Annotated in this window: 14 protein-coding genes; 9 read left to right on the top strand and 5 right to left on the bottom strand. The window is 63.4% G+C overall.

The window, feature by feature from the left end; translation table 11 throughout:
- Positions 1-22 precede the first annotated feature (22 nt).
- Positions 23-2179: a putative bifunctional diguanylate cyclase/phosphodiesterase gene (locus tag FXN63_RS01725; RefSeq protein ID WP_148812259.1), complete on the bottom strand. Its 2157-nt coding sequence runs from the start codon at positions 2177-2179 to the stop codon at positions 23-25.
- Entirely contained in the window at positions 2176-3135 is a 960-nt protein-coding gene (locus FXN63_RS01730) for a LysR family transcriptional regulator (protein ID WP_148812261.1), read from the bottom strand. The genes FXN63_RS01725 and FXN63_RS01730 overlap by 4 nt, the downstream gene beginning before the upstream one ends.
- Positions 3136-3397: 262 nt before the next feature.
- On the opposite strand from FXN63_RS01730, the gene FXN63_RS01735 reads away from it, so the two are divergent.
- From FXN63_RS01735 to FXN63_RS01755, 5 genes are all read left to right on the top strand, one after another.
- Positions 3398-4048: a PCC domain-containing protein gene (locus FXN63_RS01735; protein WP_187395063.1), complete on the top strand. Its 651-nt coding sequence runs from the start codon at positions 3398-3400 to the stop codon at positions 4046-4048.
- Positions 4045-4455 carry a PPC domain-containing DNA-binding protein gene (locus FXN63_RS01740; RefSeq protein WP_187395064.1) on the top strand — a complete coding sequence of 137 codons (411 nt, stop codon included), beginning with the start codon at positions 4045-4047 and terminating at the stop codon, positions 4453-4455. The genes FXN63_RS01735 and FXN63_RS01740 overlap by 4 nt, the downstream gene beginning before the upstream one ends.
- A 342-nt stretch (positions 4456-4797) precedes the next feature.
- Positions 4798-5343 (top strand): DUF2946 family protein, encoded by a 546-nt coding sequence (locus tag FXN63_RS01745; protein ID WP_148812267.1) that lies wholly within the window; start codon positions 4798-4800, stop codon positions 5341-5343.
- Positions 5344-5433: 90 nt separating this feature from the next.
- Positions 5434-7026 carry a PepSY-associated TM helix domain-containing protein gene (locus tag FXN63_RS01750; protein ID WP_148812269.1) on the top strand — a complete coding sequence of 531 codons (1593 nt, stop codon included), beginning with the start codon at positions 5434-5436 and terminating at the stop codon, positions 7024-7026.
- Positions 7027-7135: 109 nt separating this feature from the next.
- Positions 7136-8032 (top strand): alpha/beta fold hydrolase, encoded by an 897-nt coding sequence (locus FXN63_RS01755; protein ID WP_148812271.1) that lies wholly within the window; start codon positions 7136-7138, stop codon positions 8030-8032.
- Positions 8033-8060: 28 nt separating this feature from the next.
- Here the strand turns inward: FXN63_RS01755 and FXN63_RS01760 are convergent, their stop codons facing one another.
- Positions 8061-9560: an MFS transporter gene (locus FXN63_RS01760; protein ID WP_187395065.1), complete on the bottom strand. Its 1500-nt coding sequence runs from the start codon at positions 9558-9560 to the stop codon at positions 8061-8063.
- A gap of 100 nt (positions 9561-9660) precedes the next feature.
- Between FXN63_RS01760 and FXN63_RS01765 the strand changes: the two genes are divergently transcribed.
- Positions 9661-10638: a LysR family transcriptional regulator gene (locus FXN63_RS01765; RefSeq protein WP_148812275.1), complete on the top strand. Its 978-nt coding sequence runs from the start codon at positions 9661-9663 to the stop codon at positions 10636-10638.
- A 93-nt stretch (positions 10639-10731) separates the two neighbouring features.
- The gene (locus tag FXN63_RS01770; protein WP_148812277.1) at positions 10732-11199 is read left to right on the top strand and encodes a CreA family protein; all 468 of its coding nucleotides are present in this window, start codon (positions 10732-10734) and stop codon (positions 11197-11199) included.
- Between the two features lie 268 nt (positions 11200-11467).
- Here the strand turns inward: FXN63_RS01770 and FXN63_RS01775 are convergent, their stop codons facing one another.
- The gene (locus FXN63_RS01775; protein ID WP_187395066.1) at positions 11468-12772 is read right to left on the bottom strand and encodes an MFS transporter; all 1305 of its coding nucleotides are present in this window, start codon (positions 12770-12772) and stop codon (positions 11468-11470) included.
- Positions 12773-13253: 481 nt separating this feature from the next.
- Between FXN63_RS01775 and FXN63_RS01780 the strand changes: the two genes are divergently transcribed.
- Positions 13254-13853, top strand: coding sequence for a MarR family winged helix-turn-helix transcriptional regulator (locus FXN63_RS01780; RefSeq protein WP_148812281.1), 600 nt, complete (start codon positions 13254-13256; stop codon positions 13851-13853).
- A 40-nt stretch (positions 13854-13893) separates the two neighbouring features.
- On the opposite strand, the gene FXN63_RS26665 is transcribed toward FXN63_RS01780, so the two are convergent.
- Positions 13894-14058 (bottom strand): hypothetical protein, encoded by a 165-nt coding sequence (locus FXN63_RS26665; protein ID WP_187395067.1) that lies wholly within the window; start codon positions 14056-14058, stop codon positions 13894-13896.
- Between the two features lie 25 nt (positions 14059-14083).
- On the opposite strand from FXN63_RS26665, the gene FXN63_RS01785 reads away from it, so the two are divergent.
- Positions 14084-14926, top strand: coding sequence for a DMT family transporter (locus FXN63_RS01785; protein WP_187395068.1), 843 nt, complete (start codon positions 14084-14086; stop codon positions 14924-14926).
- Positions 14927-14933: the final 7 nt, after the last annotated feature.

Below are 14933 nucleotides of genomic sequence, written 5' to 3' on the forward strand. Positions count from 1 at the left end.
GCAGGTTGCGAAGCGTGGCCGTTCAGCGTTTAAGTATCGTCAACATGTCATCTAAATTCATGGGACGTGCCAGATAAAAGCCCTGGTATTGGTCCACGCCCAACGATTTGAGCAAACGATATTGCGCTTCGGTTTCAACGCCTTCGGCAATCGTGCTCAGCCCCAGGGTGCCGCACAAGGTCACCACTCCAGCCAGCAGCCGCCGAGATTTCTCGTCTTCGTTCACGTCGATCAGGAAGGTCCGGTCGATCTTGATGGTGTCCACCGGCAGACGTCGCAGGTAACTGAGCGATGAATAGCCCGTACCGAAATCGTCCATGGCGATCTTGAAACCTTCGGCCCGCAACGCCGTCAGGCGCTGTTCCGAGGCATCGAAATCCTGCAGGAAGACCGATTCGGTCACTTCCAGCTCAAGCTGCCAGGGTTCGATCCGATGTCGATTGCACGCGGTGTGCAGCACGTGATTGAGCTGCCCTTCCATGACCTGCAAGGGCGACACGTTCACGGCAATCGGCATGCGGTGGCCCGCCCGGCCCAATGCGGCCGCATAGTAGGCCGCGCGGTCGATTGCCTGGTTGCCCAGGGCGACCGCCATGCCGCCTTGTTCGGCAAGCGGAATGAATACGGCAGGCGACACGACTCCGTGGGCTTCGCTGTTCCAGCGCGCCAGCACTTCCGCACCGCTCATGGTGCCGTCCCGGTCGAATTTGGGCTGCAGCACAAAGTCGATCTGGCCGCGTTCCACCGCCGAGCGCAGCTGCGTGAGCAAGGTCATGCGGTGCAAGGCGTCGGCAGCCAGCCCGCTGTGATAAAGCGCAAAGCGGTTTTTACCCGCGTTTTTTGCGGCGTACATGGCGGCGTCGGCATGGCGCAGCACCGATTCGGTGTCGGCCCCGTCCAGCGGTGCAAACGCAATGCCGATGCTGCCCGACATGCTGAGCACATGGCCGCGCACGGTAATGCGCTGGCTCAGATCGGCCAGAATGCGGCGCGCCACCCGCCGTGCGCGTTCAGGTTCGTTGCCGATGCGCAGCGCTGCCACGAATTCGTCACCGCCCCAGCGCGCCAGCATGTCGTGGGTAGGTACGGTGGCCACCAGGCGTTCGGCCATGGTGCGCAGCATTTCATCGCCGGCTTCATGGCCAAGCGAATCGTTGACCTCTTTGAAGCCATCCAGGTCGATGAACAGCACGGCCAATTGATTATCGTTCGAGACCGTGCGCAGTGCCTGCGCCAGGTGGCTTTGCAGGGCTGCCCGGTTGGGCAATTGCGTCAGCGTGTCATAACGCGCGATGCGTTCCAGTTCGTTCTCGGCGCGTTTGCGATCGGCAATATCGCGGATGGTGATGCCCAGGTAGGACACCGCGCCCGGTTCGGCCTTGAAGCGGCTGAGCGACATTTCGACCGGGACAAGCCGGTCGGCTTTGTGAAACGAGGTTTCGCACTGCGCATAACCGCTCAGGTCTATCTGAGCCAGCAAGGCTGGCGGCACATCCAGATAACGCCGCAGGTCGGCACCCGCAACGCTGCCCGGTTCCACGCCCAGCAGCGCGTGGAAGGCCACGTTGGCTTCGATGATGCGCAAGTCTTCGCGCAGCATCACCATGGCGTCGCGCGAACTGGCGAAGGCAGATGCCATCAGTTGTGACGCGTAGTCGGCGTCGCGCTGCATGGTGATGTCCTTGACCGTGCCCACGATGCGACTGGCCTGGCCGTCGGGCTGGAAAGACACCGCCTTGCCGCGCAACCTGATCCAGCGCGGGCCGGTGCGGAAATCGCGTTGCACCGCCGTATCCAGCACGTCGGATGCGCCCGTGGCGTGCAGACGCCAGTTCAGGCGGAATGCATCGCGGTGCGCCGGCAGCAGGGTGGAAATAAAACTGGTCAGGGTCCCGCTCGATACACGGGCAGGGGCGTCGGCGGCGGGAAACCAGCGGACGACATAGGCGTCGGTGTCGGCAGACCATTCCCAGATCGATTCCCCACTGGCCCACAACGCGGTTTCCAGCAGGCGCTGCGCATGTTCGGCGTGCTGCAAGGCCTGACGCAGCACGTCGGGGGTGGCAGGCACTTCGTTGACCGCGGCCTGGCGACGTTGCAGCGCAGTGCGCGGCCGTCGTTCGATCGGCGAGGGCGGGTCGGACTCGATCGGCGCGGGGGGAAGGTCGTGCTCGCTCACATTTCCTCCAGGGGCGGAGTGGTGGTCGGGGTGTTGCCAGGCAGATCTTCGCGTGTGCCCTGGCGACCTGTCTCGGCTTTCCCGGCCCGGGGCAGGTGTTCAAGAAAAGCGCGGACGATGCGCGAGTCATCCAGTTTGCGCCATGCAATGCCAGTTTCAATATTCGGTGCACTGCCGGCCATCTGACGGTACACCACCCCCTCGCGTTTCAGGTGACGCAGGCAGTCCGGTACCAGTGCAACTCCCGAGCCGCCAGACACCAGACTGACAATGGTTTGCATTTGCCGGGCTTCCTGCGCAATGCGCGGGCTGAAACCATGCTGCGCGCAGAAGCCAACGATGGTGTCGAACACCAGCGGGCTGAATTGTCGCGGAAAGATCAGGAAATTCTCGTCAGCCAGGCTTTTCATCGGTACCCGGTCCCGGGTGGCCAAGGGGTGGCACTCAGGCAAGGCCACGATCAGGCGTTCGCGCAACAGCGGGCGGTATGACAGCGTGGGAGACGCGACCGGCGCAAAAACGTAACCGATATCCAGCGTTTCTTTTTCGAGTTCCGCCAGGATGACGTCGGAGGTCGATTCGCTGAGTGAAATCTTGATGCCCGGAAAAGCTTCGTGGAAACGCTGGTAGGTACTGGGCAGGAAACTGTAATTGGCCAGACTGATGAAACCCAGGGCCAGCGAGCCGATCTGGCCGGTGGCGGCGCGCCTTGCGTGTTCTTCCATGGCATCGAGCCGCGCCAGCACGGCACGGGCGTCGCGCAGCAATTCCTGGCCAACGGGGGTCAGGGCGGTGCGGCGGGACGTGCGCTCGAACAACAGCAGGCCAAGCTCGGTTTCCATTTCGCGGATGGCCAGGCTGACCGGAGGCTGCGACACATGCAGACGCTTGGCCGCGCGACCGAAATGCGATTCTTCGGCGACCGCGACGAAGTAGCGCAAATGGCGTAAATCCATGGAATTTCCACGCTCAGGGTTAGTACCAAGCTTAATAGTATCGATATTAAATGGATATAGATCGATATAAATTAAGAATTATCACGAATGGAAGGGCGGGCGTAGACTCCGTTTTCTGGCCGTTTTGTGGATGGATTCGGGCAACCCCCGAATTCCGCCACCGGCCATTCGGTCACCGGACGGTCCGGCGAGCGCGGTTCGATCAACCGTCGTGCGTCTTCCTCTGGTGCTGGCATGCCATAAGCATAGAAGGAGATTCCTCATGGATAACGCCGTCCTATCGGTGCGACCCAAAGCACCTGTATTTGCGCCCGCAGTCGTTCCCGTTCTTACGCCCGCACCGGTCTTGCGCCACGTTGCCGCAGACCACGCCGCTGCAGATCACTTCCAGCATCCCGGCGACACCCTCTTCCCCCGCTTGATGACCGTCACCAGCGACGTCTGCCGTGAATTCATGGTTGATGTGCCCGCAGGCGTGAACCTGTTCACCCATCTGCAGGAAGTGCTGGCTGCCGCCGGTGCCGAAAGCGGCATCATCGCCTTCACGGGCGGCGTGTTCGACACGATCGACTATCACACCGTCACCTATTTCCCGCCGGAACCCGCCGCGGGCAAGGCCGCCAAGGTCTACGGCAGCTCGATCCGCGCCGCCGGCCCGATCACGCTGCTGGCCGCCACGCTGAGCTTCGGCCTGACGGCCGACGGCGCACCGCTGCTGCACTGCCACGCTGCGTTTGTCGACAGCGACGGCAACACGCACGGCGGTCACCTGTCGAACCAGAACTGCATCGTTGCCGCCGAAGGCGTGCAGGCATGCGTCAGCGTGTTCGGCGACATCCGCTTCCGTGCACGTCACGATTCGGAAACCACCTTCTCGGTGTTCCACCCGGAAGTTGTCGGAGCCGCAGCATGAATGCGGTGGCCGAATCGCGTGTTGAACAAGGCCAGTATGGCCGCGTGTTCGCGTTGCGCGTGCGTCCCAATGAAGACCTGGTGGCAAGCCTGCGCACCCTGGTCGCCACCCAGGGCCTGCGTCATGCGGTGATCAAGGGTGCGGTCGGCAGCCTGATCGACGGCAATCTGGCTTTCGGCCCGGCTGCCACGGCCACGACCGTACACATTCCTGGCCCGGGCGTTGAAATCCTGTCGATCAATGGCGACATCCGTGTCGGCGACGATGGTCAGGCAAACGTTCGTGTGCAGGGCACGCTTGGCGGCCTGGATGGCAAGGTCTACGCAGGCACCTTCGTGCCGGGCGGTAACCTGGCTTTCATCACCATGGAAGTGGTGGTGCAGGAGTGGGTGCCCAGCGCGGCCTGAGTTGGTCCGCGTCGGTAGCAAGGAAAAGCGGCTTCGGCCGCTTTTTTTGCGTTTGGGGGATGGGTTTCGGGGCGTTGGATGACGTGTTTATGCCGCGTATGCATGCTTGTCGGGCATGACTACATGTGGTGACAGTCGTTGTCCTGAGCGACCGGAAAGACATAAGGTGCGGGGTGCTGGATTTTGCCGTCCGTTAAAATTCCGGGTTGGTCTGGTTCGGGCGATTGTTGAAGCGCTTCTAACCAAAGGTCCAGGCGCAGGCGTCAATCTTGCGGGCCTGGGCTTTGATCTGGCCCGCGTGCCGTTACCCCGTTTTTGGCTTCACCCCTCGCTGTCTTGCGCATGAGTACGCCCGTCTTCCGCCGCCTGGCCAATCCGCTGTCCATCTGGATCGCGCTGTTGGCGATCGTGCTGCAATCGGTGATGCCGATGGTGGCGCAGGCGCGTATGCGGGTGGTGGTGCCCGCTGGGGAGATGCATGCGGTTGATGCGCGTGTTGCGGTGGCTGCGCATGGGCATGGTGTGGGTGGTCATGATCGACATGCTCACGAGGCTGGGCATGATGTCGTCGCGATGGCAGATGCCTTGGCCGACGACGCGGTGGATGGGGCAAGCAATCACACGGCATCGCAGCTCGTCACTGTATCCACTGACCACGCGTCGCATCCACCATCCGACTCGCCTGCCAACCCGCACGCCTTGCATGGCGATGCGCCCTGTCCGTACTGCCGCGTCCACCTTGACGCGCTTGCCTTGCCGGTCTTGCCCAATCCGCATTGGGTGCTGTTGGTCAGTGTCATTCATCGTGCAATCGAACACGATGCGATCCCCGCGCTGCCTGAAGCCTGGTCGCAGACCCGGCCGCGTGGGCCTCCTGTGATGTCCTGAATTTGACCGACTTTCCCGTCAGGTGCCAAGCACCCGGCGGGACCGCTTTCGACTGCGACGCCTGCTGCGTCGCCAGATCAGGATCTACCCATGTCTTCCCCTTCCTTGGCCGACGCGAGGGTCGGCGCGCGTCCGCGCACACGCAGCATTGACGTGTATCGCGCCGTCTGGCGCTGGCATTTCTACGCTGGCCTGCTGGTGCTGCCGTTCTTGCTGCTGCTGGCGATCACGGGTGCCATCTACCTGTTCCACCATGAGATTGACGCGTACGTGTACCGTGACCTGCGCACGGTGCCGGCCAGCACCAACCTCAGTACCAGCACTATCCAGGCACCGTCTGCCATTGCCGATGCCGCGCTGAAATCCCACCCAGGCACGGTGTTCCGTTATGTGCCGCCAGCCTCTGCCACCGCATCTGCCCAGGTGGGCATTCGGGACGCAGCGGGCAAACACGTGGTCTACGTCAATCCCTACACCGGACAGGTGCTGGGCAGCATGATCGACCGTGGCGGCATCGTCTGGCTGGTACGCGAGCTGCACGGGCTGAGCTATTTCGGACCGATTGCCAACGGCATGATCGAAGTCGCGGGCGGCTGGACCATTCTGCTGGTGCTGACCGGCATTTACCTGTGGTGGCCGCGCGGGCAGAAGGGCGGTGTGGTGAGCGTGCGAGGTGCGCCGCGCCAGCGTGTGTTCTGGCGTGATGTGCACGCGGTTACCGGCTTGTTTGCGGCGTTCTTCATCCTGTTCCTGGCGATCACGGGCATGCCGTGGTCGCTGGTGTGGGGCGCGAAGGTCAATCAATGGGCCAACGGCAACAACTTCGGATATCCGTCCGGCGTGCGCGTGAACGTGCCGATGTCGCGCGAGCGTCTGGCTGACAGCCAGCAGACCACATGGTCGCTGGAGCAGGCGCGCATGCCGATGTCGACGACAGACCATACGGGGGCGGGTAGTGCGGGACCGCATGCTGCCCACGATGCCTCGCATGCGGGCATGACTGCGCATGCTGGTCACACCGCCGCAGGTGCTGGGGCGGCCACCACTGTCGCCACCGCCAACGCTGCCGACGACGAACACGCCGGCCACGGCGGCGGCGCAAGCCCGTCCACGACAGCACCGCCTGCATCGGCCATTCCGGCCGGCCCGGCGCAAGCCCCCATCGGTCTGGATGCCGCCGTCGCCGCCTTCACCAAACTTGGCATGGCCCCCGGTTACGCGATTGCCATGCCTGCCTCGCGCACGGGTGTGTACACCGGGTCCGCGTATCCGAACGACCTGAGCAAACAGCGCGTCGTGCATCTTGACCAATACCGTGGCACTCCGCTGATCGACATGTCTTATGCCGACTACGGGCCGCTTGGCAAGAGCCTGGAATGGGGCATCAACGTGCACATGGGGCAGGAGTTCGGCCTGGCCAATCAGTTGCTGATGTTGGTGGTCTGTCTGGCGATTGTGCTGCTGTGCGTGTCGGGTGCAAGCATGTGGTGGAAGCGCCGCCCCAGCGGGGCCGTGGGTGTGCCGCCGATGCCGGCCAACCCCAAGGTGCTGCGCACGGTGGTTCTGTTGCTGGCGATCGGTGGCGTCATTTTCCCGCTGGTGGGTGCGTCTTTGCTGGTGATGCTGGCCATCGATCTGATGTGGGCGCGACGGCAGCGCGCATCGACGGATCTGCCGGCGTAAGCAACGCGGTGTGCGGGGGCAGTGTGTTGAATCGAGACACGCCCCGCAACGGTCACGTTGAAGGCACCGGGGCACCTACAATGTCTGCATTGCATCCAGGTGATTTCCCATGCGCCATCTTTCACTCGCAGCCGTGTTCGCAACGTCCCTGTTGCTGACACCCACGGTCATTCCAGTGGCACAGGCTGCGGATACCGCAGCCACCGGCAACCGATTCTCCGTGCAGGTCGAAGGTCAGGGGCCGGATGTCATTCTGGTTCCCGGCCTGGGTTCGGGACCCGCCGTCTGGACGGCCACCGTCGCGCAGCTGAAGGCAACCCGGCGCGTGCATGTGATCCGTGTGGCGGGTTTTGCAGGGGAGGCACCTGGGGCGAATGCCAACGGTGACATTGCCGCCCCCTTGGCCGAACAACTGGCCCGATATATCGATGCCGGCAAGCTGAAGTCCCCTGCCGTCATCGGCCATTCCCTGGGCGGTGAAGTTGCGCTGATGCTGGCTGCGCGTCACCCCGACGCCGTGGGCCGGGTGATGGTGGTCGATGCCTTGCCCTTCTACAGCTTGCTGCTTGATCCCACTTCTACTGCCGACAGCATGAAACCGCGCGCCGCCGTGTTCCGCGACGCCATGCTTGCCGCGCCGCCCGAGCAGGCGGCGGCTGTACAGACTGCGACCATGGCGCGACTGATCAAAACCGCGGATGCGCGACCCGCCATCGTGGCCGCCGCGCAGCAGTCCGACCGCAGCGTACTGGCGCGCGCCACCTACGAGATCATGACGACCGACCTGCGCCCCGAGCTGTCGCGCATTCGTGCACCGTTGACGGTCGTATACGCGCACGACAAGGCGTATGGCTTTTCGCCTGCCCAGGTGGATGCGAACTTCCGCACCGTATATGCGCAGGCCAAGACTGCGCGCTTCGTGCGGGTGGATGACAGTTTCCACTTCGTGATGATCGATCAGCCCAAGGCTTTTGCGCAGGCGGTTGAGGCTTTCCTGGCGAACTGAACGGCCATCGTGCCGTCCTCGGACGGCACTAAACGATCTTGCGTTGCAGAACAAAAATAGTGCCGATCACCACGGCCCCGCAACCCAGCGCAAAGAAGAAATCCAGGCAGGCCATCAAGGTTGCCTGCTGGGTCAGTAAAGATGCCAATTGTTGGAGCAGGGCAGGCTGCGTCGGGTCTGTCGCCAGCCCGATGAACGGGCCTGCGGTCAGCGGGTCCAGGTGCGCAAGGTCGATGCGTTCGGTCAGCCTTGCATAGTGTGTGGTGCTGCGCGATTGCAGCACCAGTGTCGCCAGTGAAATGCCGGTTGAATTCACCAGTTCGCGCATCATGTTCTTGGCCTGATAGGCCTCGGAAAACACGTCTTCACCAATCTCGGCAAACGAATTCAACGCGGCGGTTCCTTGCGCAAATGAACCGAAGATCGCGTAGCCGATCAGCGGCCATACAAAGTGCCACAAAGACACGTCAGGGCTGGCCGCGCTCATGCTGAACCCGAAGGCGGCCAGGCACACGAAGGCCAGCAGCAGGTATTTGCGCTGCGCGGGAAACGCGCGCACCAGCGACACATGCGCCAAGGCGGCCACGATGCCGACCATGGCCGCCGCGCTCAGCAACGTGCCGGTCGCCAACACCGGAAATCCCAAGCCGCGTTGCAGCATCACAGGCAGCATGTAGCCAGTGCTCGACAAGACCAGGTAGCACAGCGCATACAGGCTGATGCCCGCCGCAAAACGCCCTCCTGTAAAGCGTTCGATTGGCAGCAACGCACCCGGACGTCCGAACTCCATGCGCATGAAGCCATACAGCCCGACACCTGCCAGCACCAGCAACACCGCCAAGTGCAAAGGACGCGCAAAGAAGTCGTATTGATTGCGTTCCAGCAGATACTGCGCAGACAGGATCATGCCGGCCAGCAGCATAGTGCCGACCGGGTGCGGATAGGACCGACGTGCGTGCGGCACACGGTCTTCCAGTGTCAGTTCGCACAGCACGGCGGCAACCGCCACCATCAGCAGCGGGGCGATGAACAGTGCACGCCACGAGGCATGTTCAAGCAGCATCGAGGCCAGCCATGCTCCCATCGATGCGCTGGCGATCAGGCCACCGGCCATGAAGCGGATGGCCACGCCGCGCGCCGGACCCTTGAATCGATTGACCTGAACGCGGGCACCGGTGAAGAAGGCCGATCCGCCAATGGCTTGCACCAGGCGACCGAAAATCAGCCCGTTCGGCGTGTCGGCCGTGGCGCACAGCAGTGCGCCGACAGTGAAGAACAGAAACGCGCAGCGCATGAACAGCCGGTAGCCCAGGTGCTCGACCAGCCAGCGATGCATGGCGATCATCATGATCGCGGTGCCGGCGTAGACCGCAGCGGCCAGGCTGAATTCCTCGGGCGCGGCCCCGACACCGCCCGACACGTATGCCGATGAAAACGACAGCATCGAATTCTGCAGGAACTCGATGCCGACCAACATCATGATGGTCCAGCGCAACAGGCGGGGGTGGGAAAGCGGCGCGGAAAGCATGGCAAAACCGTGGCGAACGGACTGTGGCAAAAAGAAAGTCTGAGCCTGTGCCATGCATATATAAAATGAATTTCTCGGATGCCAACCATAAATACCGTGCATGACTACGCCTGACCCCAGTGCCATTGCGCCGCATTCCACCGCCTTCCACCGCGAACTGCGTCGCATCGATCTCAACCTGCTGGTGACGCTCGACGCCTTGCTGGTCGAGGGCGGCAACGTCACACGTGCGGCCGAACGACTGGCGATCAGCCAACCTGCCGCCAGCCACGCGCTGGCCCGGCTGCGTGAAGCCCTGGACGACCCGCTGTTTGTGAAGACCGGTATTCGCATGGAAGCCACGCCGCGTGCGCTGGCCTTGGCACCCCAGGTAGCGGCTTGTTTGCAGCAGGCCTATGGCCTGTTCCAGCCTTTGCCCGATCTGGACCCGTCCCGTATGCAGGCCGATATCCGGCTGACCTTTCCCGAACACATCGAAACCCTGCTGCTGCCAAGCCTGCTGGAACGCCTGTTCCACGAGGCACCCGGCATCCAGATCCACGCGCGTTCCCTGCCGCTCGACCGGGTGCTGGATGCCATCGATACCGGCGAAGTCGATCTGGCCTTGATTGCCTCGTCGGCGGAATCACGCGCCTGGCAGTCGCGCGAGCCTTTGTTCGATGTGGGTTTTGTGCTGATGTACGACCCGCGTCAGGTCACGCTGCCACCGCGACCCACGCTTGCACAGTTGAGTCGGCTGCCGCAGTTGGCCTTGGGGTATGTCGGCAGCTACCCATCTGCGGTGGATCGTTTCTTTGCGGAACACGGCGCGCCGCGACGCCAGACGGCGACGGCGGTGGGTGTTGCCGTGGTGCCGGAAATGGTTCGCCGCCTGCCGATCGTGGCGATCCTGCCCGACCTGATCGCGCTGGACGAGGCCACGCGTACGGCGCTGGTGATCGAACCCTTTGCCCCGGACGAGCTGTCGGTGACGGTCTCGATGGTGTGGCATCGCCGGCACGAGGCAGGTGCCCTGGCCTACGTGCGCACGGTGTTGCGCGAACTGACCGGCGAGGGCGTGCACGGGGTGTTGCGATAAGACCGCATCCGGTTTCAGGTGCTTGCACAGCGCCCCGGGCGCGTCACGCGAGCAAGCCATAATGGGATTTTCCGTTCTCCCGCAGGCCCATTCATGAAATACCTGTTCGCGTTGGCCCTTGTCGCCGCCAGCTCCGTGGCGCATGCCGAATCCGTGGGCGAGGTCGATACCGTCTTCAAGCTCATTGGCCCGGATCACAAGATCGTGGTCGACGCCTACGATGACCCGAAGGTCAAAGGCGTGACGTGCTACGTGTCGCGCGCAAAAACGGGTGGTCTCAAGGGCGCGGTGGGCTTGGCCGAAGACAAGGCCGAGGCGTCGATTGTCTGCCAGCAGACCGGCCCGGTGTCGTTCACGGGCGAACTGCGTCAGCAGGAAGAGGTGTTCAACGAGCGCCTGTCGATTCTGTTCAAGAAGCTGCGTGTGGTGCGCATGGTGGACAGCGCACGCAACACCTTGGTGTACCTGAGCTATTCGGATCGCCTGGTTGAAGGCTCGCCGCAGAACAGCGTGGCGGCGGTGTCGGTGCCGGCTGGGACGGTGATTCCGGTTCGGAAGTGAAGGGTTAAGGGAGTGCCGAAGGGAGTGCTTAAGTGAGTGCTTAAGTGAGTGCTTGAGTGAATGCCTGAGAAACGAGGGCAGTGGATGTCACTGCCTTCGATGCATTGGCTTTGCTGCACTTTTTCGACGCACTTTTTCGATGCACTTTTTCGACGCACTTCGTTGATTCACTAGTTCGATGTACGTCTTCCTTGCATCGCCTTGCTGAAGCGGCACCGTCCAGGCCGTCCAGGCCGTCTGCGCCGGACGCCCCGCATCGTTTCCATGCTTACTTGAGCGGCTTCAGTCGCATGGCCATTGCAAGCAACACCAGCGTGCCGCCCGCCATCAGCATCCACGCATAGTCCAGCTGGCCCAGCGCGCTGCGAATCGCACCAGCGGCCAAGGGCATGGCGCTGGCGATCAGATAACCACCGCCTTGCACGAAGCCCAACAGGCGACCGGCTTGCGCCGGGTCCGGGGCATGGTCCAGCGTCACGATCAAGGACAACGGGAACAAGCCGCCGATACCCAGGCCCAGCAGGGCGCAGGCAGGAATGGCCAGTTGCACCGGTGCCAGCAGAAGACCACCCAATCCCAGCAACAGCGCCAGCAGTACGGCGGCCAAGGCCGGACGCCGGTCCGGGAAGCGGCCGATCAGCGCCGACACCAGCAGGCCGGCAATCACTTCCATCAAGGTGACGCCACCCAGCAGCAGGCCACTTTGTGCCGAGGTCCAGCCGAGCGCCGTGTAGAACGGCGGCAGCCAGGCCAGCACCAGGGTGTAGGCGGCCGTGCCAAGGCCAAAGAAAATCATCAGCAGCCAGCTGCGGGTGGGGGGGATGGCAGGGGCTTGGGATGGTGTGGCGGGTGTCGGTGCGGGTGCTACGCGAGCGTTCGCACTGGTGTTTGTGTTCGTGCCCTTGCGCCCGTCGTTCTGAACATCGTCGTGTCCACCTGCGCGTTCGCCCTGTGCGTGTTCTTCTGCGTGTCCCCCCTCTGCGCGTTCCCCCTTGCGCGCCGGCAGCATCCGCCACCAGACCGCCGCCGCAATCGCTGCCGGCAAGCCCCACCACGCCAACGCATGGGGCCAGTTGTCGTGCGCGGCCAGCCACGGCGTAGCGGCTGCGGCTACCGCTGCACCGCCCATGATTGCCGTGCTGTAGATGCCCATGGCCCGGCTGGCCCCATCACCAAAACGTTCGCGAATGAAGGCAGGCAACAAGGTCTGCACGCAGGCAATGCCGATGCCGGCAGCAAGCGCCGTCAGGATCAGCCCCACGGCGTCGCTGGCCCAGGCGCGCGCGGCGCAGGCCAGCGCGATCAACACAATGCCTGTACGAATGCCGCTTACCGTGCCCAGGGCCGCGTACAGGCGGCTGCCCGCCAGTGCACCCAAACCCATGGCCAGCACGGGCAAGGTGGTCAGCATGCCCGCCCCGGTGTGCCCCAAGCCGGTTGCCGCCTGGATCTGGTCCAGCACCGGCCCGACCGATGCCAGCACTGGCCGCAGATTCAGTCCGAGCAACACGATGACCGCGATCAGCGCCACATGATCGGCGTTGCGCAAAGGAGGGGAAGCAGTCTTGGACATGGTGGGCTTTGAAGAGGTGATGCAGGGCGCAGGTGATGCAGAAGGCAGTGCTGCGTGCCGGTGGGTGGTCCTTGCCGGCTGCGCGCAGGCAATGCAAAGCATGCTTCGCGTTAGCGTGCGTGGTGGTCAGTCTTACTGTCTGTAGCGGACCAAGGCGGCCTGGAGGAGTCCGCTTCGGTCCGCAGCGGTCATGCAAACCAGATTTTATCTTAACGAAAAGAATCTTGCTGTTAAGATAAATTTTTATCGAGCATGTCTTGTTCGGCGTGGGCTTAAATACCGGGCTGCGTGCTTGCGCTGATCATGACGGTTCAATAAGCATCTTTGATGTCTGGCGTTGCCCGTGGACCCCTGACGTGGATGTGTGACCTGATGCTTGATCTGGATGCCCGACCTTGACGCCCGACCTCGATGTTTGACCGCAACCGTCTGCCCGGCCCGCATGCCGCGATTGTCTGCCTTTCCCTGACCGGACCGCTATATGGATACCTCCCCACCCGATCGAGCTGCTGTGGCCATTGAGCAATGGCGTCGCGAGCGGCCCGATCTTGACCTGCTGCCCATGTCGGTGCTCGGCCGTTTTGCCGAAGTCGCACACCTGATCGCGCGGGATCACATCAATCCGCTGTTTGCGCGCATGGGCCTGCAGCAAGGCGAATTCGACGTGCTCGCCACCCTGCGCCGCGCCGGCGCACCATACGCGCTGACCCCGACGGTGCTGTACACCGCGCTGATGATCTCGTCGGGTGGCATGACCAGCCGCCTTGACCGCCTGGCACGTGCCGGCCTGATCGAACGCCAGGCGCATCCCGAAGACCGCCGCGCGGTGCAGGTGGCATTGACCCCTGAAGGCTTGCGCCTGATCGACGGCATGATGGCCCCACACGTCGAGAACCAGCGCACGGCGCTGGCGGCGCTGAGCCTTGCCGAACAGCAGGAATTGAATCGTCTGCTGACAAGCCTGGTGGCGGGGCTGTCGGGCGGTGCCCAGCCTGAAACATCCCCCGACATGCCGACCGAAACACCAAGCAGCGCCCCGCATCACCCCCGCACCACCCGGCCTCGCAAAGGGACGACATGAGCACGTCGCACGTGACGCCTTCTTCGCCGGGGTCGAACGCTCAGCAGAACACCCAGCAGAACGCAGCCGCTACCGGCACGTGTCCGCCGATGCCGGATGTATCGATGCCAAACACATCGATGCCACACACATCGACACCAAGCGCATCGACACCACACACATCGACATCATCCCGATCTGCCAGCAAGCCGACACCGCCCAGCACAGGCCGCCTGCTGCCGCTCTTCTGTTTGCTGAGCGTCGGCCTGCTGCTCGGTATCACCGCCACCCTGGTCAAATTCGCGCTTGTCGAAGGCTGGGCACCGCTGGCCTTCCTGTCCTGGGGCTTGGGCGGCGGCAGCCTGATGCTGCTGGCCCTGTCATTCATCGTGCGGAAACCGCCCGCCCCCACGCGCAGCCAGCTACCGTTCTATCTGATCTCATCCTTGATCAGCATTGCCGTTCCGCAGGCCATCATCTTCGCCGCCGTCCCCCACGTCGGCGCAAGTTTCGTGTCGCTGTGCCTGGCATTGCCACCCCTGCTGACCTACGCGCTGGCGCTGTTCCTGCGCATGGAACGGCTGCGCCTGCTGCGCGCCGTGGGCATCACCAGCGGCCTGGCCGGTGCCAGCCTGCTGGCGATCGCCAAACTGCAAGGTACCCCCGACAACCCTGGCTGGATCGCGCTCGCGCTGCTTGGCCCGGTCGTCATCGCCCTGGGCAACATCTACCGCACCAAACGCTGGCCCCCCGGCGCAAGCGCCGTGTCACTGGCACCTGGCCTGCTGGGCATTGGCGCAGCCATGCTGTTCACCTGGACGCTGATCGTCGGCACGCCGATGACACCGGGCAATGGCAGCGCGTTTGCGATCTGGCTGGTGGTCGGGCAGATGCTGCTGTTCTGCGTCAGCTACTCGCTGTTCTTCGTGCTGCAGGTGATCGCCGGCCCGGTCTACCTGAGCCAATGCGGATCGGTGGGGGCGGTGTCGGGTGCCGCGATTGCGATCGCGGTGTTTGGCGAACCGGCAGGGGCACTGGTGCTGATCGGCACCGCCGCGATTCTGGCGGGCGTGTTGATGGTCAGTCGGGGATGAGCGCAGC

This window comes from Pigmentiphaga aceris, assembly GCF_008119665.1.
Classification (GTDB): domain Bacteria; phylum Pseudomonadota; class Gammaproteobacteria; order Burkholderiales; family Burkholderiaceae_B; genus Pigmentiphaga; species Pigmentiphaga aceris.